The 21,767-nt window shown below is 59.2% G+C and carries 17 protein-coding genes and 2 tRNA genes; 15 read left to right on the forward strand and 4 right to left on the reverse strand.

Features of this window, described 5'->3' with window-relative positions; translation table 11 throughout:
* Nucleotides 1-38 precede the first annotated feature (38 nt).
* The 7 genes from hfq to QK293_RS08275 all read left to right on the forward strand — a co-directional run bounded on the left by hfq (nucleotide 39) and on the right by QK293_RS08275 (nucleotide 8,676).
* Entirely contained in the window at nucleotides 39-299 is a 261-nt protein-coding gene (hfq, locus tag QK293_RS08245; protein WP_007902656.1) for an RNA chaperone Hfq, read from the forward strand.
* Between the two features lie 12 nt (nucleotides 300-311).
* A complete protein-coding gene (gene hflX, locus QK293_RS08250) occupies nucleotides 312-1,613 on the forward strand; it encodes a ribosome rescue GTPase HflX (RefSeq protein ID WP_282376694.1) in 1,302 nt (433 codons plus the stop codon).
* Nucleotides 1,614-1,709: 96 nt separating this feature from the next.
* Nucleotides 1,710-2,882: an FtsH protease activity modulator HflK gene (gene hflK / locus QK293_RS08255; protein ID WP_131058812.1), complete on the forward strand. Its 1,173-nt coding sequence runs from the start codon at nucleotides 1,710-1,712 to the stop codon at nucleotides 2,880-2,882.
* Complete coding sequence (gene hflC / locus QK293_RS08260) at nucleotides 2,882-3,751, forward strand: protease modulator HflC (RefSeq protein ID WP_056746351.1); 870 nt, start codon at nucleotides 2,882-2,884, stop codon at nucleotides 3,749-3,751. The genes hflK and hflC overlap by 1 nt, the downstream gene beginning before the upstream one ends.
* Before the next feature lie 316 nt (nucleotides 3,752-4,067).
* The gene (locus tag QK293_RS08265; RefSeq protein ID WP_282376695.1) at nucleotides 4,068-5,255 is read left to right on the forward strand and encodes an ATP phosphoribosyltransferase regulatory subunit; all 1,188 of its coding nucleotides are present in this window, start codon (nucleotides 4,068-4,070) and stop codon (nucleotides 5,253-5,255) included.
* 54 nt (nucleotides 5,256-5,309) lie between these two features.
* Nucleotides 5,310-6,602: an adenylosuccinate synthase gene (locus tag QK293_RS08270; RefSeq protein ID WP_282376696.1), complete on the forward strand. Its 1,293-nt coding sequence runs from the start codon at nucleotides 5,310-5,312 to the stop codon at nucleotides 6,600-6,602.
* Between the two features lie 139 nt (nucleotides 6,603-6,741).
* Nucleotides 6,742-8,676: a methyl-accepting chemotaxis protein gene (locus QK293_RS08275; RefSeq protein ID WP_282376697.1), complete on the forward strand. Its 1,935-nt coding sequence runs from the start codon at nucleotides 6,742-6,744 to the stop codon at nucleotides 8,674-8,676.
* A gap of 96 nt (nucleotides 8,677-8,772) precedes the next feature.
* Here the strand turns inward: QK293_RS08275 and QK293_RS08280 are convergent, their stop codons facing one another.
* From QK293_RS08280 to QK293_RS08295, 4 genes are all read right to left on the reverse strand, one after another.
* Nucleotides 8,773-10,338 carry an iron ABC transporter permease gene (locus tag QK293_RS08280; RefSeq protein WP_282376698.1) on the reverse strand — a complete coding sequence of 522 codons (1,566 nt, stop codon included), beginning with the start codon at nucleotides 10,336-10,338 and terminating at the stop codon, nucleotides 8,773-8,775.
* Complete coding sequence (locus QK293_RS08285) at nucleotides 10,338-11,348, reverse strand: extracellular solute-binding protein (RefSeq protein WP_282376699.1); 1,011 nt, start codon at nucleotides 11,346-11,348, stop codon at nucleotides 10,338-10,340. The genes QK293_RS08280 and QK293_RS08285 overlap by 1 nt, the downstream gene beginning before the upstream one ends.
* A 191-nt stretch (nucleotides 11,349-11,539) precedes the next feature.
* Nucleotides 11,540-11,626 (reverse strand) — tRNA-Leu (locus QK293_RS08290).
* A gap of 166 nt (nucleotides 11,627-11,792) precedes the next feature.
* Nucleotides 11,793-11,879 (reverse strand) — tRNA-Leu (locus QK293_RS08295).
* A gap of 224 nt (nucleotides 11,880-12,103) precedes the next feature.
* On the opposite strand from QK293_RS08295, the gene rnr reads away from it, so the two are divergent.
* The 8 genes from rnr (at nucleotide 12,104) to QK293_RS08335 (ending at nucleotide 21,762) form a co-directional block, all read left to right on the forward strand.
* Nucleotides 12,104-14,743, forward strand: coding sequence for a ribonuclease R (rnr, locus tag QK293_RS08300; protein ID WP_282376700.1), 2,640 nt, complete (start codon nucleotides 12,104-12,106; stop codon nucleotides 14,741-14,743).
* Nucleotides 14,740-15,507, forward strand: a complete 768-nt coding sequence (gene rlmB, locus QK293_RS08305) for a 23S rRNA (guanosine(2251)-2'-O)-methyltransferase RlmB (RefSeq protein ID WP_282376701.1) — start codon at nucleotides 14,740-14,742, stop codon at nucleotides 15,505-15,507. Before rnr ends, rlmB begins: the two co-directional genes overlap by 4 nt.
* Before the next feature lie 245 nt (nucleotides 15,508-15,752).
* Nucleotides 15,753-16,175, forward strand: a complete 423-nt coding sequence (gene rpsF / locus QK293_RS08310) for a 30S ribosomal protein S6 (protein WP_003217491.1) — start codon at nucleotides 15,753-15,755, stop codon at nucleotides 16,173-16,175.
* A 28-nt stretch (nucleotides 16,176-16,203) separates the two neighbouring features.
* On the forward strand, nucleotides 16,204-16,434 hold the full coding sequence (gene rpsR / locus QK293_RS08315; protein WP_002551829.1) for a 30S ribosomal protein S18: 231 nt from the start codon (nucleotides 16,204-16,206) through the stop codon (nucleotides 16,432-16,434).
* Nucleotides 16,435-16,470: 36 nt separating this feature from the next.
* A complete protein-coding gene (locus QK293_RS08320) occupies nucleotides 16,471-17,364 on the forward strand; it encodes a hypothetical protein (protein WP_282376702.1) in 894 nt (297 codons plus the stop codon).
* A gap of 19 nt (nucleotides 17,365-17,383) precedes the next feature.
* Nucleotides 17,384-17,830, forward strand: coding sequence for a 50S ribosomal protein L9 (rplI, locus tag QK293_RS08325; protein WP_003197251.1), 447 nt, complete (start codon nucleotides 17,384-17,386; stop codon nucleotides 17,828-17,830).
* A gap of 120 nt (nucleotides 17,831-17,950) precedes the next feature.
* Complete coding sequence (dnaB, locus tag QK293_RS08330) at nucleotides 17,951-19,345, forward strand: replicative DNA helicase (protein ID WP_282376703.1); 1,395 nt, start codon at nucleotides 17,951-17,953, stop codon at nucleotides 19,343-19,345.
* A 101-nt stretch (nucleotides 19,346-19,446) separates the two neighbouring features.
* Nucleotides 19,447-21,762 (forward strand): YgiQ family radical SAM protein, encoded by a 2,316-nt coding sequence (locus QK293_RS08335; protein WP_282376704.1) that lies wholly within the window; start codon nucleotides 19,447-19,449, stop codon nucleotides 21,760-21,762.
* The last annotated feature ends 5 nt before the right edge of the window (nucleotides 21,763-21,767 follow it).

Genomic DNA, 21,767 nt, shown 5'->3' on the forward strand with positions numbered 1-21,767 from the left:
CCTATTTTTTATATTGAATCCTTAAAGGAGTGCGGCACATGTCAAAAGGGCATTCGCTACAAGACCCTTACTTGAATACTTTACGTAAAGAGAAAGTGGGGGTTTCCATCTACCTGGTCAACGGGATCAAACTGCAAGGCACGATCGAGTCTTTCGACCAGTTCGTTATCCTGCTGAAAAACACCGTCAGCCAGATGGTTTACAAACACGCTATCTCTACAGTGGTGCCGGTTCGTCCAATTCGTCTGCCTAGCGCAACCGAATCCGAAGCAGGTGATGCTGAGCCAGGTAACGCCTGATAGGAGTCTCCTTTGTTCTTTGAGCGCCACGGTGGTGGTGAGCGGGCAATTCTCGTTCACTTGGATGGTCAGGACCCTGAGGCGCGCGAAGATCCGCAGGAGTTTCAGGAGTTGGCAATTTCGGCTGGCGCCGAGACCGTCGCGTTTCTCAACGTGCCGCGTCATCGGCCAACCGCCAAATACCTGATTGGCAGCGGCAAGGTCGAAGAGTTACGTGACCTGGTCAAAGCCGAGCAGGTTGATCTGGTGATTTTCAATCACATCCTCACGCCCAGTCAGGAACGTAACCTCGAACGTGTTTTCGAGTGTCGCGTGATCGACCGCACGGGTCTGATTCTCGATATCTTCGCCCAACGCGCCCGCACCCATGAAGGCAAGCTCCAGGTCGAACTGGCCCAGCTTGAGCACATGAGTACGCGGCTGGTTCGTGGCTGGACTCACCTTGAGCGGCAGAAGGGCGGTATCGGTCTTCGCGGTCCAGGTGAAACCCAGCTGGAAACCGACCGGCGCCTGTTGCGGGTTCGCCTGCGGCAGATCAAGGGGCGTCTGGAAAAGGTTCGCAGCCAGCGCGAGCAGTCTCGTCGCGGGCGCAAACGGGCTGACATTCCGACGGTTTCACTGGTGGGTTACACCAACGCCGGCAAATCGACGCTGTTCAACTCGGTGACCGACTCCGACGTCTTCGCGGCTGACCAACTCTTCGCCACCCTCGACCCGACCCTGCGCCGACTCGAACTCGATGACCTCGGGCCAATCGTGCTGGCCGACACCGTGGGTTTCATTCGCCACCTGCCGCACAAACTGGTCGAGGCATTTCGGGCTACGCTCGAGGAGTCGAGCAACTCTGACCTGCTGTTGCACGTGATCGACGCCCATGAACCGGAGCGTATGGCCCAGATTGAACAGGTCATGGTGGTGCTCGGGGAGATCGGGGCTCAAGACTTGCCGATCCTTGAGGTATACAACAAACTCGATTTGCTCGAGGGTGTAGAGCCGCAGATCCAGCGCGATGCCGATGGCAAGCCGCTGCGGGTCTGGTTGTCGGCCAAGGACGGTACAGGTCTGGATCTGCTCAAGCAGGCGGTGGCCGAGCTGCTCGGGGATGATTTGTTTGTTGGCACCTTGCGTTTGCCGCAACGTTTTGCTCGACTGCGTGCGCAGTTTTTCGAACTCGGTGCGGTACAGAAAGAAGAACACGACGAAGAAGGCATCTGCCTGCTGGCCGTTCGTTTGCCACGGATCGAGTTGAATCGACTGGTGAGCCGCGAAGGATTGCAGCCGATGGATTTCATCGAGCAACACACTTTGCAATAAAAGCCTGAGAAAGCGGTTGTGCCGCGGTGACAGGCATTCTGTAGCATTGGTCGGCGCGCCGTGGGTGCGTCTTTGCTTTATCAGATGGAGAGCGCTATGGCTTGGAATGAGCCGGGTGGCAACTCGAATAATCAGGATCCTTGGGGTGGCAAGCGCCGCAATAACGGCGACCGCAAGGGGCCACCGGATCTCGACGAGGCCTTCCGAAAGCTGCAGGAAAGCCTGAACGGGTTGTTCGGTGGTGGTAAAAAACGCGGTGATGACGGTGGTGGTTCGGGCAAGAGTGGCGGCTTCGGCGGCATTCTTGGCATCGGCCTTGTCGTGCTCGCGGCTGTTTGGCTGTACAGCGCGGTCTATGTAGTCGACGAGCAGGAGCAAGCCGTGGTGCTGCGCTTCGGCAAGTACTACGAAACCGTCGGCCCGGGCCTGAACATCTATTTCCCGCCGCTTGATCGCAAGTACCTGGAAAACGTCACGCGTGAGCGTGCCTATACCAAGCAGGGTCAAATGCTGACTGAAGACGAGAACATCGTCGAAGTGCCGCTGACCGTGCAGTACAAGATCAGCAATCTGCAGGACTTCGTACTGAGCGTCGACCAGCCGGAAATCAGCCTGCAGCACGCGACCGAAAGTGCCTTGCGTCATGTGGTGGGTTCCACCGCGATGGATCAGGTGCTGACCGAAGGTCGTGAATTGATGGCCAGCGAAATCAAGGAGCGTCTGCAACGCTTCATGGATACCTATCGCACCGGTATCACCGTCACTCAGGTCAACGTACAGAGCGCAGCGGCACCGCGTGAAGTGCAGGAAGCCTTCGATGACGTGATCCGCGCCCGTGAAGACGAGCAGCGTTCGCGCAACCAGGCTGAAACCTACGCCAACGGCGTCGTGCCGGAAGCCCGTGGTCAGGCCCAGCGCATCATCGAAGATGCCAATGGTTACCGTGACGAAACCGTCTCGCGCGCCAAGGGTGAGGCCGATCGCTTCACCAAGCTGGTCGCCGAGTACCGCAAGGCACCCGAAGTCACCCGCGAGCGTCTGTACCTGGACACCATGCAGGAAGTCTTCAGCAATACCAGCAAGGTTCTCGTGACCGGCAACAAGAATGGCCAGAGCAATCTGCTGTACTTGCCGCTGGACAAAATGGTCGAGAGTGGCCGTAGCACCGGCACTTCTGTGACCGGCGCGGCAGCCACCAGCAATGAAGCGAGCGCGCGTGCGGCCGCTGATCTGCAGCAACAGCCAGCACGTACCAGGGAGAGTCGCTGATGAGCAATAAATCGCTGATCGCCCTTATTGTCGGCGTCGTCGTGGCGATCGCAGCCTGGAACTGCTTCTACATCGTGGCTCAGACAGAGCGTGCGGTGCTGCTGCAGTTTGGTCGCGTGGTTCAGGCTGATGTTCAGCCAGGCCTGCATGTGAAAGTGCCTTACGTTAACCAGGTGCGTAAATTCGACGCACGCCTGATGACGCTGGATGCACCGACGCAACGCTTCCTGACGCTGGAAAAGAAAGCCGTCATGGTTGATGCCTACGCCAAGTGGCGCGTGAAAGATGCCGAGCGCTTCTACACCGCGACGTCTGGCCTCAAGCAGATTGCTGACGAGCGTCTTTCCCGTCGTCTGGAATCGGGCCTGCGTGACCAGTTCGGTAAGCGCACGCTGCACGAAGTGGTTTCCGGTGAGCGCGATGCGCTGATGACCGATATCACTGCTTCGCTGAACAAGATGGCGGAAAAAGAGCTGGGCATTGAAGTTGTCGATGTTCGGGTCAAGGCTATCGATCTGCCGAAGGAAGTGAACCGCAGCGTGTTCGAGCGCATGAGTTCCGAGCGTGAGCGTGAAGCTCGCGAGCATCGCGCCAAGGGTAACGAGCTGTCAGAAGGCATTCGTGCCGACGCTGATCGTCAACGCCGCGTGTTGCTGGCTGAAGCCTATCGTGAATCTGAAGAGGTTCGCGGTGATGGTGACGCCCAAGCCGCTGCGATCTACTCCAAGGCCTACGGCCAGGATCAGGAGTTCTACGGTTTCTACCGTAGCCTGCGTGCCTACCGTGAAAGCTTCGCGAACAAATCCGACGTCATGGTCCTGGACCCAAGCAGCGACTTCTTCCGTTACCTGGAAAAAGCCAAGCCTTGATACGACGTTGACCTGAATCATCCCCCGCCTGACGGCTAACACCTCGGGCGGGGTGATCCTTTGGGAAAACGTGTGTATGATGCGGCAGCCGGGAAATTCCCGGCTTTTTTGCGTCTGCACGTTTGATTGCTGTTTTTTATGCAGGCGTCCGAGTTGAATGACTCGACAGGTTTTTCGAGGAAAGTGGTTGGCGAAGCCGATTTCAGGCTTTTCGCCCCGTTGTTCATGCGCGTGGTTTGCGCATGAGCCGATCATTTTCTGCTTCACTCAAGGCTCGCCCAAAGGCTTGCCGCCCGGATCATAGGGGAATGGCGTAATGGCAACGGTAGACCGCTGGCTGCTGCCAGATGGCATCGAAGAAGTACTGCCACCAGAAGCGGCGCGCATTGAAGTCGCGCGTCGTCAGGTGTTGGATCTGTTCCAGAGCTGGGGTTACGAGTTTGTCGTGACTCCCCATATCGAGTACCTGGAATCCCTGCTGACCGGCGCGGGCCAGGACCTCGATCTGCGTACCTTCAAGGTCATCGACCCGCAATCGGGCCGGCAGATGGGTTTCCGTGCTGACATCACGCCGCAAGTGGCGCGCATCGATGCGCACACCTTGCGTCGCGAAGGCCCGAGTCGCCTGTGCTATGCCGGTAGCGTGCTGCACGCTCAGCCGCGTGCCTTGTCGTCCTCTCGCAGTCCGATCCAGCTGGGCGCCGAGTTGTACGGCGATGCCAGTCCGAGCAGCGACGTGGAAGTCATCAGCCTGATGTTGGCTATGCTGCAACTGGCCGATGTGCCGGATGTGCACATGGACCTCGGTCATGTCGGCATCTACCGCGGCCTGGCTCGCGCCGCCGGTTTGTCCGGTGAAGTTGAACAACAGTTGTTCGATGCGTTGCAACGTAAGGCCATCGACGAGGTCATTACCTTGACCGAAGGCTTACCTGCCGATCTGTCGGGCATGTTGCGGGCGTTGGTCGACCTGTGTGGCGGCCGTGAAGTATTGAACGCTGCCCGCGAGCGTCTGGCGAATGCGCCGGCGCCGGTACTGGCAGCTCTGGACGACCTTCTGGCGATTGCCGAGCGTCTGTCCACGCGTTTCCCGGAGTTGCCGCTGTATTTCGACCTGGGCGAGTTGCGCGGCTACCACTACCACACCGGTGTGGTGTTCGCGGTGTTCGTGCCGGGTGTTGGCCAGTCCATTGCTCAGGGCGGTCGTTACGACGACATCGGCGCCGACTTCGGTCGCGCTCGTCCGGCAACCGGCTTCTCTACCGATTTGAAAACCCTGGTGACCCTGGGGCGTGCTGAGATCGAGTTACCGTCTGGCGGTATCTGGATGCCTGACAGTACGGATGCGGCACTCTGGCAGCAGGTTTGCCAGTTGCGCAGTGAGGGTCAGCGTGTCGTTCAGGCATTGCCTGGGCAACCTTTGGCCGCCGCCCGTGAAGCGGACTGCGACCGGCAATTGATTCAGCAGAACGGGCTTTGGCAAGTATCGCCACTGGCTTCTTGAGTTTTCCTGCCGGCCGCGGCCGGCACCAAGTTTGCGCGAATGAGGACAAGTGTTATGGGTAAGAATGTCGTAGTCCTGGGCACCCAATGGGGTGATGAGGGCAAAGGCAAGATCGTTGATCTGCTGACCGAACATGCTGCCGCCGTAGTGCGCTACCAGGGTGGCCACAACGCTGGTCACACCTTGGTGATCGACGGCGAAAAAACCGTCTTGCACCTGATCCCTTCGGGCGTGCTGCGCGCAGGCGTGCAGTGCCTGATTGGCAACGGTGTGGTGGTTGCACCCGACGCTCTGCTGCGGGAAATCATCAAGCTGGAAGAGAAAGGCGTACCGGTGCGTGAGCGCCTGCGTATCAGCCCTTCCTGCCCGCTGATCCTGTCCTACCACGTAGCGCTGGACCAGGCGCGTGAAAAGGCCCGTGGCGAGCTGAAGATCGGTACGACCGGTCGCGGCATCGGCCCGGCTTACGAAGACAAGGTTGCACGTCGCGGTCTGCGCATCGGTGACCTGTTCCACCGTGAGCGTTTCGCCGCCAAGCTGGGCGAGTTGCTGGATTACCACAACTTCGTACTGGTCAATTACTACAAAGAACCCGCAATCGACTTCCAGAAGACGCTCGACGAGTGCATGGAATACGCCGAGCTGCTCAAGCCGATGATGCTCGACGTCACCGCTGAGCTGCACGAGCTGCGTCGTGCTGGCAAAGACATCATGTTCGAAGGCGCCCAAGGCTCCCTGCTGGACATCGACCACGGTACCTACCCGTACGTCACCAGCTCCAACACCACTGCGGGCGGCATCGCCACTGGTTCGGGTTTTGGTCCGATGTACCTGGATTACATCCTCGGTATTACCAAGGCCTACACCACTCGCGTGGGTTCGGGTCCATTCCCGACTGAGCTGTTCGATGACGTGGGTGCTTTCCTGGCCAAGCGTGGCCACGAGTTCGGCGCTACCACTGGCCGTGCCCGTCGTTGCGGCTGGTTCGATGCCGTCATCTTGCGTCGCGCTATTGACGTCAACAGCATCTCGGGCCTGTGCCTGACCAAGCTGGACGTGCTGGACGGTCTGGAAACCATCAACATCTGCGTTGGCTACAAGAACCAGGATGGTGCAGTGATCGACGCACCGACAGACGCCGACAGCTACATCGGCCTGGAGCCGGTGTACGAAGAGATGCCAGGCTGGACCGAATCCACCGTCGGTGCCAAGACCCTGGAAGCGCTGCCGCAAGCTGCTCGCAACTACATCAAACGCGTCGAAGAGTTGGTCGGTGCACCGATTGACATTATTTCGACGGGCCCGGACCGCAACGAAACCATCGTTCTGCGTCACCCGTTCGCTTAATAAGCCGTTGATGTAAAACACAAAGGCTCCTTGATTGGGGCCTTTGTCGTTTAGGTCTTTCGGACGGCACGACCCTTGCTGTGATTATCGCTTCTTGATGAGCCATCAATTTAATGGCGTCAAAGCAGAGGGATTTCCTGTGTCGGCCGTTCTCTCACTGTTACAAAGCCGTCTATTGCGGCCCGTGTTCGTTACCCTTGGTATCGCGCTTTTGGTGCAGGTGCTGGTGGCTGTTGCCCTGACTCGGAGCACAGTGACCGCGCTGGAAGCCGATCTGGGTGTGCGCCTGGGTGCCGACAGCCAAAAGCTCTCTGGTGAACTGGAGCAGGCGGGGCGTGAAGTCACGTCGAGCCTCGACAGCCTCTCCACCAGTACTCGTCAACGCCTTACGGCCGGTTTGTCCTCGCGATTGAAGGACGAGCAGGCACAACTGCGTGCGACGCTGGAAAAGGATCTGAAGGACTCCGCCAATGATATGGCGCAGCTTCTGGCCTCGGTCGCACCCCGCGCCATGTGGGACAGCGACGTTCCAACCCTGTCCGAATTCGCCCGCCGGGCCCAGCGTAATCCCAACGTGTTGTTCGTGGTCTACGACGACGCCACGGGGCAGCACCTGACGCGCTACTTGAACCGGGAGAACCCGATCAACAAGGCGCTGTTGGAGAAGGGCCAGGGCGAGCGTGCCCTGGACAAGGTGCTGGATGCGGCGAAGAACGATCCATCGGTCTATTACCTCGAAGCCTCGATCAACCCCAACGGGGTGGAAATCGGCAAGGTCTTGATGGGCGTCTCGACCGCCTCGGTGGAAACCGATCTGGCGGCCCTGGACAAGCGCTTCTCGGCGCTGATCGCCAGCAGTGATCAACTGGTCGGCGACAGCCTCAAGGGCGCGGCGGCTGACAGCGCCACGGCGATGCGTGCGCGTCTGACGTCTGCTCAGTCCACCGCCTCTGAAATGAAAGACAACACTACCAGCACTGTTCAGGAAGCCGCGGCGACCTTGCGCTGGCGCATCGGCATGGGCCTGGCGCTGGTAGGGTGCGGCGTGCTGCTGTTGCTCGCGGTGGTGCTGGGCCGTCGAGTGGTCAACCGCTTGAAAATGCTCATCGCGGCCATGGACGACCTGGCGGCGGGCGAGGGCGATCTGACCAAGCGCGTGCAGATCAGCAGTAAGGACGAAATCGGCGACATGGCCTCGGCGGTCAATCGCTTTGTGGATAAGTTGCAACCTATCGTGCGCGAAGCGGGCGATGTGGCTCAGCGAACCGGCGTGGAAATCGGCGCCATGACCTTGCGCAATGCGGGTGCCGATGCGGCGGCGGGCATGCAGCGCGATGAAGTGGCCGAGAGCCTGCGTGCGTTGTCGCAAATGGCTGATGATGCCCAGTCTGAAAGTCATGCCATGCAGGCAGCCTTGCAGCAAGTGGTGGATATTCGTTCGGCCACGGATGAAAACACGCGGACGTCGGCGAAAGTCGGCAGCCTGATCGAGGCGTTGGCCGGTCAGGTCGATACCGGTGCGAAAGTCATCGAGCGGCTGGCGCAGCAGAGTGAGCAGATTGAAGTGGTGCTGACGGTGATTCACGGGATCGCCGAGCAAACCAATCTGCTGGCGCTGAACGCGGCCATCGAAGCGGCACGAGCTGGCGAGACCGGCCGCGGGTTTGCCGTGGTAGCGGACGAGGTGCGAGCGCTGGCGAGCAAGACACAGAGCTCCACCGGCGACATTCAGGCGCACATCGTTGCTTTGCAGCAAGGTGCGCGAGAGGCTGTTGCAGCGATTGGCCAGGCCGGACGTCAGGCCAGCGAAGGTTTGCTGGTACTGCGTGACAGTGCGCGGTTGCAGCAATCAGTGCAGGCGTCGGTCGAGCAAGTGCATGCGGCGATTGGTTTGGCAACACAGGCCGCGGCGCATCAGGCACAAGGCGCGCAGGCGGTGCGTGGTCGGGTTGAGACCATTCATGCGCAGGCTGAGCAAGCGGCTCAAGCGGTGGTGGCAACCACGGCCAGTGGCAAGGTGCTTGATGGGTTGGCGGCGCAGTTGAAGGCCAGCCTGGGGCAGTTCAGGGCTTAGGATGTTCTTTGTTTGGGCTGGCCTCTTCGCGAGCAAGCCCGCTCCCACATTGGAATGCGTTCCCCTGTGGGAGCGGGCTTGCTCGCGAAGGCGGTCTTAACGGCTCAAATACATCCGTGTCGTGAGTAGATAAACCGGCAACCCCGACACCAAAATCAACAACGCCGCATAAGGCGCCGCCGCCGCAAACTCCACATTCGCGGTATGCGCCCAGACTTCCGTTGCCAGCGTATTGAGCCCGGTAGGACTCAGCAACAACGTCGCTGTCAGCTCCTTCATCGCATCCAGAAACACCAGCGCAAACGCTGCACCGAGTGCTGGAAAGATGATCGGCAACGTCACCCGGCAAAACGCACTGAAGGACGACGCCCCCAGCGTGCGTGCCGCCTCTTCCAGTTGCGGCGCAGCCTTGTTCAGTGCCGTGCGAATCGGCGCCTGAGCCAGCGGCAGGAACAGCAGCGCATAAGCGATCAGCAACAACGCCGAGGTCTGATACAGCGCTGGCACATAGTGCAGGGCGAAATACACCAGCGTCAGTGCGATCACCAGTCCAGGCAGTGCATGCAACAAATACGGCAGACGCTCGGCCCAGATTGCCAGTTGACCCTTATAGCGCACCACCAACAGCCCAACCGGCACAGCCAGCACCAGACACAGTGCTGCGCCACCGAGGGAGAGTGCCAGTGACGACAACAGCGCTTCGCTGATCGCCGCCACGGGGAATGCGGCTGAGGAGCCAACTGCTAGCCAGTACACCAACATGCCCAGCGGAATGCCGCTGCCGATGATTGCCAGCGCCAGACAATAAACCTGCCCAGCCGCCGACCACGGTCCCAGGCGAACCTGCTCTGCACGTCGCGCCGCGCCTTGACCGGTGCGCACATGCCGGCCCTTGCCGCGCACCCGCAGCTCAAGCCAAAGCAGCACCAGACACAGCGCCAGCAATACTGCCGAAAGCATGGCTGCGTTGGCGTTACTGAATTCGAGCTCGAACTGTTGATAGATCGCGGTGGTGAAGGTCTGCAGGCCGATGATCGACAGCGCGCCGAACTCCACCAGCATGTGCAGGGCGATCAGCAGCGAACCGGCCAGCAACGAAGGCCAGAGCAGCGGCAGGGTGATCCTGAAAAACACGCCCCAGCGATTCTGCCCAAGGGTTCGTGCGGACTCCTCGAGAGAGGGATCAAGATTGCGCAGGGTCGCCGCGACCGGCAGAAATATCAGCGGGTACTTGGAGAGGGTCATCACCAGGATTGCCCCGCCGAGCCCTTCGAAGTGAGCGCTCAACGAGACCCAGGTAAAACTGCTGACAAATGCCGGCACCGCGAACGGCAGGCACAGAATGACGCCCCACAAGCGTCGCCCCGGCAGATTGCTGCGTTCCAGCAGCCACGCCAGCGACAGGCCGATCACGCCGCAGGCCAGCGTCACACCGACCATCAGTGCCAAGGTATTGCGCAGCAGCCCGAACACATAAGGCCGCCAAAGAAGGTGCAGTGCCTCGGCCCAACCGGCCTGCCAGGTTTTGAGCCCGACATACACCAGCGGCAAGAGGCTGAGCACGACCAGCAGTAAAACCGGGAGCAACAACCAGATCGATGGCCGCTTGCGCCGTGGCACGTAACCCCCGCGCGCGACGGGGGCGGATAACGATGCGCTCATCAGTTCAAGCCAACGTCACGTTCCAGGTCCAGGGCTTCTTCGGCATTGCCAAGATCGGCTGGCGTGACCTTCGGTGCCTCAAGTTCGCTGAACGGCTTGAGTCCGCGATCCGACTCCATGCCTTTGTGCAAAGGGTACTCGGCGGTGGTCTGGGTGATCACACGCTGACCTTCTTCGCTGGCCATGTAGGCGAGGAATTGCTGGGCTTCTTTTGGATGCTTGCTGGATTTCAGCGCGGCCGCACTGGAAACGGTGATCAGCCCGCCGACGTCGCCGCCGGTGAAGTAATGCAGTTTCGAATCGAGCTGGCCTTTCTCACGCTGCAAGGCGAACCAGTAGTAGTTGTTCACCAGCACGGTGGCGACTTCGCCGTTTTCCACCGCCTTCAGCGCAACCATGTTGTTGCTGTAAGTCTTGCCGAATGCGCGCAGGCCGGTCAGCCATTCTTCCGCAGCGTCCATGCCGTGTACTTTGATGATTGCCACAGCCTGTTCCTGGAAGGCGCCGCTGGTAGGCACAAAGCCGACCTTGCCTTGCCATTTCGGGTCGGAGAACTCCATCACCGACTTCGGCAGATCTTTCTCGTCAATCAGCTTGGGGTTGTAGGCGACGACGCGGACTCGCGCGGTGATGCCGATCCAGGTGCCATTGCCAGCGACATAGTCTTTCGGCAGAACGGCGAGGGTGGCGACATCGGTCTGGGCCAGCAGGCCTTGTTCGCCGAGTTTGTTCAGTGGGGGCGACTCTTCGGTATAAATCATGTCGGCGGGCGAGCGATCACCTTCTTCGACGACCTGGCTGGCGAGCTGGTTGCTGCTGCCTTTACGCACATTGACGTGAATGCCGGTCTTGGCTTCGAAGGCTTTGGCAATTGCGTCGCCGACTTCCTTGTGTTGGCCGTTATAGAGTGTCAGGGAAACGGCATCGGCGGCCTGGGTGAGGGGAGTAGCGAGTGCCAGGCCGAGCAGGGTGAAGGTCAGGCCGCGGCGCAGGGTATTTCGAAACATCATTCGCAGGGTTCCTCACTGTCGCATTGCAAAATCTTGCAACAATGATAAACGATATTACTTCTCAAGTGCGCCTTGCGGGGCGGAGAAGGGTTTGCTAGAACGTTCAGGACTTACTTTTCAAACCCCGGAAACGCAAAAACCCGCTTTCGCGGGTTTCTGTGAAATTCAAGATCGTGATCTTGAATTTGAATTGGTGCCCAGAAGAAGACTCGAACTTCCACGACCTTGCGGTCACCAGCACCTGAAGCTGGCGTGTCTACCAATTTCACCATCTGGGCATCATCGCAAGCGTTGCCGCTGTTGATGTGGCGCACTATACGGAGAGCTTTTTGATCTGTAAACCCCTGATTTAGTATTAATAAATCAGAAGCTTAGAATGCAAAAAACCCGCTTTCGCGGGGTTTTGTGTGAGCCTTGAAATTGATCTAATCTCAAGCTCGAAATTGGTGCCCAGAAGAAGACTCGAACTTCCACGACCTTGCGGTCACCAGCACCTGAAGCTGGCGTGTCTACCAATTTCACCATCTGGGCAGTATCGGCAACGTCTCCGTCGTCGATGGCGCGCACTATACGGAGCGTCTTTTTAACTGTAAACCCCTGACATCAAAAAAACCTGGAAAATTTTACCAGTGGCATTCAAATCAGCTTTGCAGTGTCGATAAAGGGCTTTAGATCGGCTGTCATAGCCTGAAATTTCCCGTTTCATTACGCCTATGCCAAACTAACCCGCATATAGACAAGGTGAAAACTCTCTAATGGCCGATTGGCAGTCCCTCGATCCCGAGGCCGCTCGTGAAGCGGAAAAATATGAAAACCCTATTCCTAGCCGCGAACTGATCCTTCAGCACCTTGCTGATCGGGGTTCGCCTGCTAACCGCGAGCAACTGGTCGAAGAGTTTGGTCTGACCACAGAAGACCAGATCGAAGCCCTGCGTCGCCGCCTGCGCGCCATGGAACGCGACGCTCAGCTCATCTATACCCGTCGCGGCACCTATGCGCCGGTGGACAAGCTCGACCTGATCCTGGGCCGCATCAGCGGTCACCGTGACGGCTTTGGCTTCCTGGTCCCGGACGACGGCAGTGACGACCTGTTCATGAGCCCGGCGCAAATGCGTCTGGTGTTCGATGGCGACCGTGCGCTGGCCCGTGTTTCCGGCCTCGACCGTCGCGGTCGCCGCGAAGGCATGATCGTCGAAGTGGTGTCCCGTGCCCACGAGACCATCGTCGGTCGTTACTTCGAAGAGGGCGGTATCGGCTTCGTCGTCGCGGACAATCCGAAGATCCAGCAAGAAGTGCTGGTCACGCCGGGCCGTAACGCCAACGCCAAAATCGGTCAGTTCGTCGAAGTGAAGATTACTCACTGGCCGACGCCACGCTTCCAGCCGCAAGGCGACGTGGTCGAAGTCGTGGGCAACTATATGGCGCCGGGCATGGAAATCGATGTCGCCCTGCGTACCTACGATATTCCTCACGTCTGGCCTGAGGCGGTGCTGAAAGAAGCCGCCAAGCTCAAGCCTGAAGTCGAAGAGAAAGACAAAGAGAAGCGCATCGACCTGCGCCATCTGCCGTTCGTGACCATTGACGGCGAAGATGCTCGCGACTTCGATGACGCGGTCTACTGCGAAGCCAAACCGGGCAAGCTGCGCCTGTTCTCCGGCGGCTGGAAGTTGTACGTGGCCATTGCCGACGTCTCCAGCTACGTGAAAATCGGTTCGGCGCTGGACAATGAATCTCAGGTTCGCGGCAACTCGGTGTACTTCCCCGAGCGCGTGGTGCCGATGCTGCCTGAGCAACTGTCCAACGGCCTGTGCTCGCTGAACCCTCACGTCGATCGCCTGGCCATGGTTTGCGAGATGACCATCTCCAAATCCGGCGAGATGACCGACTACTGTTTCTACGAAGCGGTGATTCACTCCCACGCTCGCCTGACCTACAACAAGGTCAGCGCCATGCTGGAGACGCCGAAAGTCACCGAAGCGCGTCAGCTTCGTGGCGAATACAACGACGTTCTGCCGCACCTCAAACAGCTGTACGCGTTGTACAAGGTTCTGCTGGCGGCCCGTCACGTGCGCGGCGCAATCGATTTCGAAACGCAGGAAACCCGGATCATCTTCGGGACCGAGCGCAAGATTGCCGAAATCCGTCCGACCGTTCGTAACGACGCTCACAAGCTGATCGAGGAATGCATGCTGGCGGCCAACGTGGCCACCGCTGAATTCCTGAAAAAGCACGAAATCCCTGCGCTGTATCGCGTCCACGATGGCCCGCCACCGGAGCGTCTGGAAAAACTGCGCGCCTTCCTCGGTGAGCTCGGCCTGTCCCTGCACAAAGGCAAGGACGGTCCGTCGCCGAAGGATTACCAGGCACTGCTGGCCAGCATCAAGGACCGTCCGGATTTCCACCTGATCCAGACCGTTATGCTGCGTTCGTTGAGCCAGGCGGTGTACAGCGCCGATAACCAGGGCCACTTCGGCCTGAATTACGAAGCCTATACCCACTTCACCTCGCCGATCCGCCGCTACCCGGACTTGCTCACGCACCGGGCGATTCGCAGCGTCATCCATTCGAAAATGGACACGCCGCACGTTCGCCGTGCTGGCGCGATGACCATTCCGAAAGCGCGCATCTATCCGTACGACGAAGCGATCCTGGAACAGCTCGGCGAGCAGTGCTCGATGAGTGAGCGCCGTGCCGACGAAGCAACCCGTGACGTTGTGAACTGGCTCAAGTGCGAGTTCATGAAGGATCGCGTGGGCGAGTCGTTCCCGGGTGTGATCACCGCCGTGACCGGTTTTGGTCTGTTCGTCGAGCTTACAGACATTTATGTCGAAGGCCTGGTGCACGTCACCGCGCTGCCGGGCGATTACTACCACTTCGACCCTGTACATCACCGCTTGGCCGGTGAGCGTACCGGTCGCAGTTTCCGTCTTGGCGATACCGTTGAGGTGCGCGTGATGCGCGTCGACCTCGACGAACGCAAGATCGACTTCGAGATGGCTGAAAAAACCATCAGCGCGCCGATCGGTCGCAAGAAGCGCGGGACTGAAGCGACTGTACCGGCTGCCGCTTCTACAAAAACAGCGGCAGAACCGGTCCCGGCTAAAACCGGTCGTCGTCCTGCCAAGGAAAAGGCTGTCGAAGCCTATCGCCCGAGCGATGCCGCGGCGAAAAATGCCGAGCTGCGTAAAAGCCGCGAAATGAAGCAGGCGTTGCTGTCCGAAGCGAAAAGCGGCGGTAAAGCGGCGTCTGGGGGAAAGGCCGGACGGTCGGCGCCTGACAAGGCTCCCGGCGGCAAGCCAGCCAAACCGAGTAAACACCGTAAAGGCCCGCCAAAAGCGGGTTCCGCTCCTGCTGCCAAAAGTGGCGGGGCGCGTAAACCTAAGGCCAAGTCATGAGTCAGTTGGAAAAGATCTACGGCGTGCACGCAGTAGAAGCGTTGCTGCGTCACCACCCGAAACGCGTCAAGCAGATCTGGCTGGCTGAAGGCCGCAGCGATCCGCGGGTCCAGACGCTGATCCAGCTGGCGAACGAAAATCGCGTAGCCGTCGGCAACGCCGAGCGTCGCGAGCTGGATGCCTGGGTCGAAGGCGTGCACCAGGGCGTGGTTGCGGAGGTGAGTCCGAGCCAGGTCTGGGGCGAAGCAATGCTCGACGAGCTGCTCGATCGAACCGAAGGCGCGCCGCTGCTGCTGGTGCTCGACGGCGTGACCGATCCGCACAACCTCGGTGCCTGCCTGCGTTCTGCCGATGCGGCGGGTGCACTGGCGGTGATCGTTCCGAAGGACAAGTCAGCCACGCTGACCCCGACGGTACGGAAAGTTGCCTGTGGCGCAGCGGAAGTGATTCCGTTGGTCGCCGTGACCAACCTGGCGCGCACCCTGGAAAAACTCAAGCAGCGTGGCTTGTGGGTCGTCGGCACGGCGGGCGAGGCTGAGCAGAGTCTGTATCAGCAAGACATGACCGGCCCGACCATCCTGATCATGGGTGCAGAAGGCAGCGGCATGCGTCGCCTGACTCGCGATCTGTGCGACTACCTGGTGCACCTGCCGATGACCGGCAGCGTCAGCAGTCTCAACGTCTCCGTGGCGACCGGCGTGTGCTTGTTCGAGGCTCAGCGCCAACGCAGCGTCAAGGCTGCCGGAACCGCCAAAAAGTCCTGATCCTGCTCAATAGATCGTTCCCACGCTCCGCGTGGGAATGCATCCATCGACGCTCCGCGTCATCCAATGGCTGATTGTTCAAATAATCACCAATTGCCTTGCACCTCTTCTGTCCCTTCTCTACAATTGCGCCCCTTGCTGTGACGGCAGGCACGCATGTGTCTATCGCAAGCAAGTCCATAAGTGTCATTCACTCCTTGTCTGACCGCTTTTGAGCGGCAGGCTACAACCCGTAAGGAGCATTCATGCGTCATTACGAAATCATCTTTTTGGTCCACCCGGATCAAAGCGAGCAAGTCGGCGGCATGGTAGAGCGTTACACCAAGCTGATCGAAGAAGACGGCGGCAAAATCCACCGTCTGGAAGATTGGGGCCGTCGTCAACTGGCCTACGCAATCAACAATGTTCACAAGGCTCACTACGTGATGCTGAACGTTGAGTGCACTGGCAAGGCCCTGGCCGAGCTGGAAGACAACTTCCGCTACAACGATGCAGTGATCCGTAACCTGGTCATCCGTCGCGAAGAAGCCGTTACTGGCCAATCCGAGATGCTCAAGGCTGAAGAAAACCGCAGTGAGCGCCGTGAGCGTCGCGACCGTCCTGAGCACGAAGGCGCTGAAAGCGCTGATAGTGATGACAGCGACAACAGCGATAACGCTGACGAGTAATCCACGGACCTTTTAAGGAGCCTATCAAATGGCACGTTTCTTCCGTCGTCGTAAATTCTGCCGCTTCACCGCTGAAGACGTGAAAGAGATCGATTACAAAGATCTCAACACTCTGAAAGCTTATGTATCCGAGACCGGCAAAATCGTTCCAAGCCGCATCACCGGTACCAAAGCACGTTATCAGCGTCAGCTGGCCACCGCTATCAAGCGCGCCCGCTTCCTGGCCCTGCTGGCCTACACCGACAGCCACGGCCGCTGAGATCGGGCAGTCGACACGTAGCAAAGGATTGAATGCATGCGAGCCATAGCTGAGTTCATCATGCGCGGCCGTATGCAGGCCACTCTGGTAGTGGCTGGATGCGCGGCATTGCCGTTGTTGTATTGGTTGGGTGCTGCCGCTGGATGCTTTGTGCTCCTGCGGCGCGGATTGAAGGACGCCTCGAGCGTTCTTGCTCTGGGACTGCTGCCGGCATTGATCTGGTGGCTTTACGCCGATGACCCACGCTCACTTCTGGTGTTGCTGGGGTCTTGGAGCCTTGCGTTGGTTTTGCGCGCAAGTGAGTCCTGGAACCGCGTGCTGCTGGTCAGCATAGCGATGGGAGTGGTGTTTGCAGTGGTGCTGGGGACAGTTTTTGCTCCCCAAATCGAGATGCTGGCGCAGGCTTTGATAAAAGTCATGCCGTCGCTACTCGGTGATGTCTACCAGAAGTTGTCGGTAGACGAGCAAGCGCATTTTGCGTCCCTGATTGCACCGGTCCTGACCGGCCTGATTGCGGCCTTGTTGCAAATCGTCAGTGTGCTGAGCCTGCTTGTCGGGCGCTACTGGCAGGCGTTGTTGTACAACCCGGGTGGTTTTGGTCGCGAGTTTCGCGCCATCCGACTCCCGCTTCTACCAGCGATGTTGCTGCTGGCGTGCATGCTTCTGGGGCCGAACATCGGTCCACAGATGGCCATGTTGACGCCGTTGTGCAGTGTACCGCTGGTGTTCGCCGGGCTGGCCCTGATTCACGGGCTGGTGGCGCAAAAGCGACTGGCCAGATTCTGGCTGGTGGGGTTGTACGTGACGCTGTTGCTGTTCATGCAGCTGATCTATCCGTTGCTGGTGGTCTTGGCCATCGTCGACAGCCTGATTGATTTTCGCGGTCGTTCGGCGCCGAAAGACGCCGATAGCGCGAACGGTGAAGGTTAAAAGTTAAGAGGATTTTCACATGCAACTGATCCTTCTGGAAAAAGTCACCAACCTGGGCAACCTGGGTGACAAAGTGAACGTTAAGGCTGGTTACGGTCGTAACTACCTGCTGCCTTACGGCAAAGCTACCGCTGCGACCGCTGCCAACCTGGCTGCGTTCGAAGAGCGTCGCGCTGAGCTGGAAAAAGCCGCAGCAGACCGTAAAACTTCGGCTGAAAGCCGTGCCGCCCAACTGGCTGAGCTGGAAGTGACTATCACTGCCACTGCCGGTGACGAAGGCAAGCTGTTCGGTTCGATCGGCACCCACGACATCGCTGATGCACTGACCGCCTCTGGCGTTGAAGTCGCAAAAAGCGAAGTTCGTCTGCCGAACGGCACCATCCGCAACGTAGGCGAATTCGACGTAGCCGTGCACCTGCACGCCGAAGTTGAAGCCACCGTACGCGTTGTCGTGGTAGCAGCTTAAGCAGCACTTGTCGGCTGGTACCCTCGGGTGCTTGCCGGTAACATCGGGCACGATCCTGTTTACAGGTCGTGCCCTTTGTCTTTCTGTAACCCCTGCTTTTCTTAAATAAACCAAGTGGCCATGAACGATATCTCCGCTCCCGAGCAATACGATCTGCAAACCGCTTCCCTGAAGGTGCCGCCGCATTCCATCGAGGCCGAACAGGCCGTGCTCGGTGGTCTGATGCTGGACAACAACGCCTGGGAACGCGTGCTCGATCAAGTCTCCGACGGCGATTTCTATCGGCATGACCACCGTCTGATCTTCCGCGCGATCGCCAAGCTCGCGGACCAGAACTCGCCGATCGACGTCGTGACCCTTGCCGAGCAATTGGACAAGGAAGGTCAGACCTCGCAGGTCGGCGGCCTTGGTTACCTGGGTGAACTGGCGAAAAACACGCCGTCCGTCGCCAACATCAAGGCCTATGCGCAGATCGTTCGCGCACGAGCAACGTTGCGGCAGTTGATCGGCATCGCCACCGAAATCGCCGACAGCGCCTTCAACCCGGAAGGCCGCTCGGCTGAAGAGATTCTCGACGAAGCCGAACGCCAGATTTTCCAGATCGCCGAGGCCCGGCCAAAAACCGGCGGCCCGGTGAGCGTGAATGACCTGTTGACCAAGGCCATCGACCGTATCGATACGCTGTTCAACACTGACAACGCGATTACGGGCCTCTCCACCGGTTATACCGATCTCGACGGCATGACCAGCGGCTTGCAGCCGTCCGACCTGATCATCGTCGCCGGCCGTCCATCCATGGGTAAAACCACCTTTGCGATGAACCTGGTGGAAAACGCCGTATTACGCAGCGACAAGTGCGTACTGGTTTATTCGCTGGAGATGCCAGGCGAATCGCTGATCATGCGTATGTTGTCGTCCCTCGGTCGGATCGATCAAACCAAGGTTCGTGCCGGCCGCCTGGACGACGACGATTGGCCGCGCCTGACCTCGGCGGTCAACTTGCTCAACGATCGCAAGCTGTTCATCGACGATACGGCCGGTATCAGCCCCTCGGAAATGCGAGCGCGGACTCGGCGTCTGGTGCGTGAGCACGGCGATGTCGGCCTGATCATGATCGACTACCTGCAATTGATGCAGATCCCGGGTTCGAGCGGCGACAACCGGACCAACGAGATTTCTGAAATCTCCCGTTCCTTGAAGGCCCTGGCCAAGGAATTCAACTGCCCGGTGGTGGCGCTGTCCCAGCTCAACCGCTCCCTGGAGCAACGTCCGAACAAACGCCCGATCAACTCCGACTTGCGTGAATCCGGAGCGATCGAGCAGGATGCTGACGTGATCATGTTCGTGTACCGGGACGAGGTTTACCACCCGGAAACCGAGCACAAAGGCATCGCCGAGATCATCATCGGCAAGCAGCGGAACGGCCCGATCGGTACGTCACGACTGGCGTTCATCGGTAAGTACACCCGCTTCGAAAACCTGGCGCCGGGCAGCTATAACTTCGACGACGAGTAAGTTGCCGAGAGTTGCAATTTCCGACCATAGCCGTCGGAATTGGTTATTTTTTGTGCTATATTCCGCGCCCGCGATTTTTCATCTCAACACCGGTCATCGTCATGCAAACAGCCAAGCCGTTATTTGACTATCCCAAGTACTGGGCCGAATGTTTCGGCCCAGCGCCATTCCTGCCGATGAGCAGGGAGGAGATGGATCAGCTTGGCTGGGATTCCTGCGACATCATCATCGTCACTGGTGATGCGTACGTTGACCATCCGTCGTTTGGCATGGCGATCATCGGCCGGCTGCTGGAGTCTCAGGGCTTTCGCGTCGGGATCATCGCTCAGCCAAACTGGCAGTCCAAAGACGACTTCATGAAGCTCGGTGAGCCGAACCTGTTCTTCGGCGTCGCGGCCGGCAACATGGACTCGATGATCAACCGCTACACCGCCGACAAAAAAATCCGTTCCGATGACGCCTACACTCCCGGTGGCCTGGCGGGCAAACGTCCGGACCGCGCGAGCCTGGTTTACAGCCAGCGCTGCAAGGAAGCCTACAAGAACGTGCCGATCGTTCTTGGCGGCATCGAAGCTTCCCTGCGCCGCATCGCCCACTACGATTACTGGCAGGACCGGGTGCGCAACTCGATCCTGATCGACGCCTGCGCCGACATCCTGCTCTACGGCAACGCCGAGCGCGCGATCGTCGAAGTCGCCCAGCGCCTGTCCTACGGTCACAAGATCGAAGACATCACCGACGTTCGCGGTACCGCATTCATCCGTCGCGATACGCCGAAAGACTGGTACGAAGTCGATTCCACGCGTATCGACCGTCCGGGCAAGATCGACAAGATCATCAACCCGTATGTGAACACTCAGGACACTGCGGCTTGCACCATCGAGCAGGAAAAGGGCGCGACTTTTTCAAGTGCAGAAGACCCGAGCGAAGCCAAAGTCGTGCAGATTCTGGCCAGCCCGAAAATGACTCGCGACAAGACTGTGATTCGTCTGCCGTCGGTTGAGAAAGTCCGTGGCGACGCGGTGCTTTATGCTCACGCCAACCGCGTGCTTCACCTGGAAACCAACCCGGGCAACGCCCGTGCATTGGTTCAGAAGCACGGCGAAGTCGACGTCTGGTTCAACCCGCCTCCGATTCCGATGACCACCGAAGAAATGGACTACGTGTTCGGCATGCCCTATGCGCGCATTCCGCACCCGGCGTACGGCAAGGAAAAGATCCCTGCCTATGACATGATCCGTTTCTCGGTGAACATCATGCGTGGCTGCTTCGGCGGCTGCACCTTCTGCTCGATCACCGAGCACGAAGGCCGGATCATCCAGAACCGTTCCGAAGAGTCGATCATTCGCGAAATCGAAGAGATCCGCGACAAGGTTCCAGGCTTTACCGGCGTCATTTCCGATCTCGGTGGTCCGACCGCGAACATGTACCGCATCGCCTGCAAGAGCCCGGAAATCGAATCCGCGTGCCGCAAGCCTTCGTGCGTATTCCCCGGTATTTGCCCGAACCTGAACACCGACCACTCGTCGCTGATCCAGCTGTATCGCAGCGCTCGTGCCTTGCCGGGTGTGAAGAAGATTTTGATCGCGTCTGGCCTGCGTTACGACCTCGCGGTCGAGTCGCCGGAATACGTCAAAGAGCTGGTGACCCACCACGTTGGTGGTTACCTGAAGATCGCCCCGGAACATACCGAGGAAGGTCCGCTCAACCAGATGATGAAGCCGGGCATTGGCAGCTATGACAAGTTCAAGCGCATGTTCGAGAAGTACTCCAAGGAAGCCGGGAAAGAGCAGTACCTGATTCCGTACTTCATCGCCGCGCACCCGGGCACCACCGACGAAGACATGATGAACCTGGCCTTGTGGCTCAAGGGCAACGGCTTCCGTGCCGACCAAGTGCAGGCGTTCTACCCGTCGCCGATGGCCACCGCCACCGCGATGTACCACTCGGGCAAGAACCCGCTGCGTAAGGTCACTTACAAGAGCGACGCCGTGACCATCGTCAAGAGCGAAGAGCAGCGTCGTCTGCACAAAGCGTTCTTGCGTTATCACGACCCGAAAGGCTGGCCGATGCTGCGTGAAGCGCTGACCCGCATGGGTCGCGCCGACCTGATCGGGCCGGGCAAGAATCAGTTGATCCCGCTGCACCAGCCGGCGACCGACAGCTACCAGAGCGCCCGTCGCAAGAACTCGACACCCGCCGGCAGCCATAAAGTGGCAGGGGAAAAGACCACCAAGATCCTGACCCAGCACACTGGCTTGCCACCGCGCGCCAGCGATGGCGGCAACTCGTGGGACAAGCGCGAACAGGCCAAGGCTGCGGCATTCGCCCGCAACCAGCAGGCGGCGAAGGACCGTAAGGATGCGGCCAAAGGCAAGGGGCCAAAGCCTGCGCGCAAACCTGTCGTGCCGCGTTAATTGCC

This window comes from Pseudomonas sp. AL03 (assembly GCF_029960815.1).
Taxonomy (GTDB): domain Bacteria; phylum Pseudomonadota; class Gammaproteobacteria; order Pseudomonadales; family Pseudomonadaceae; genus Aquipseudomonas.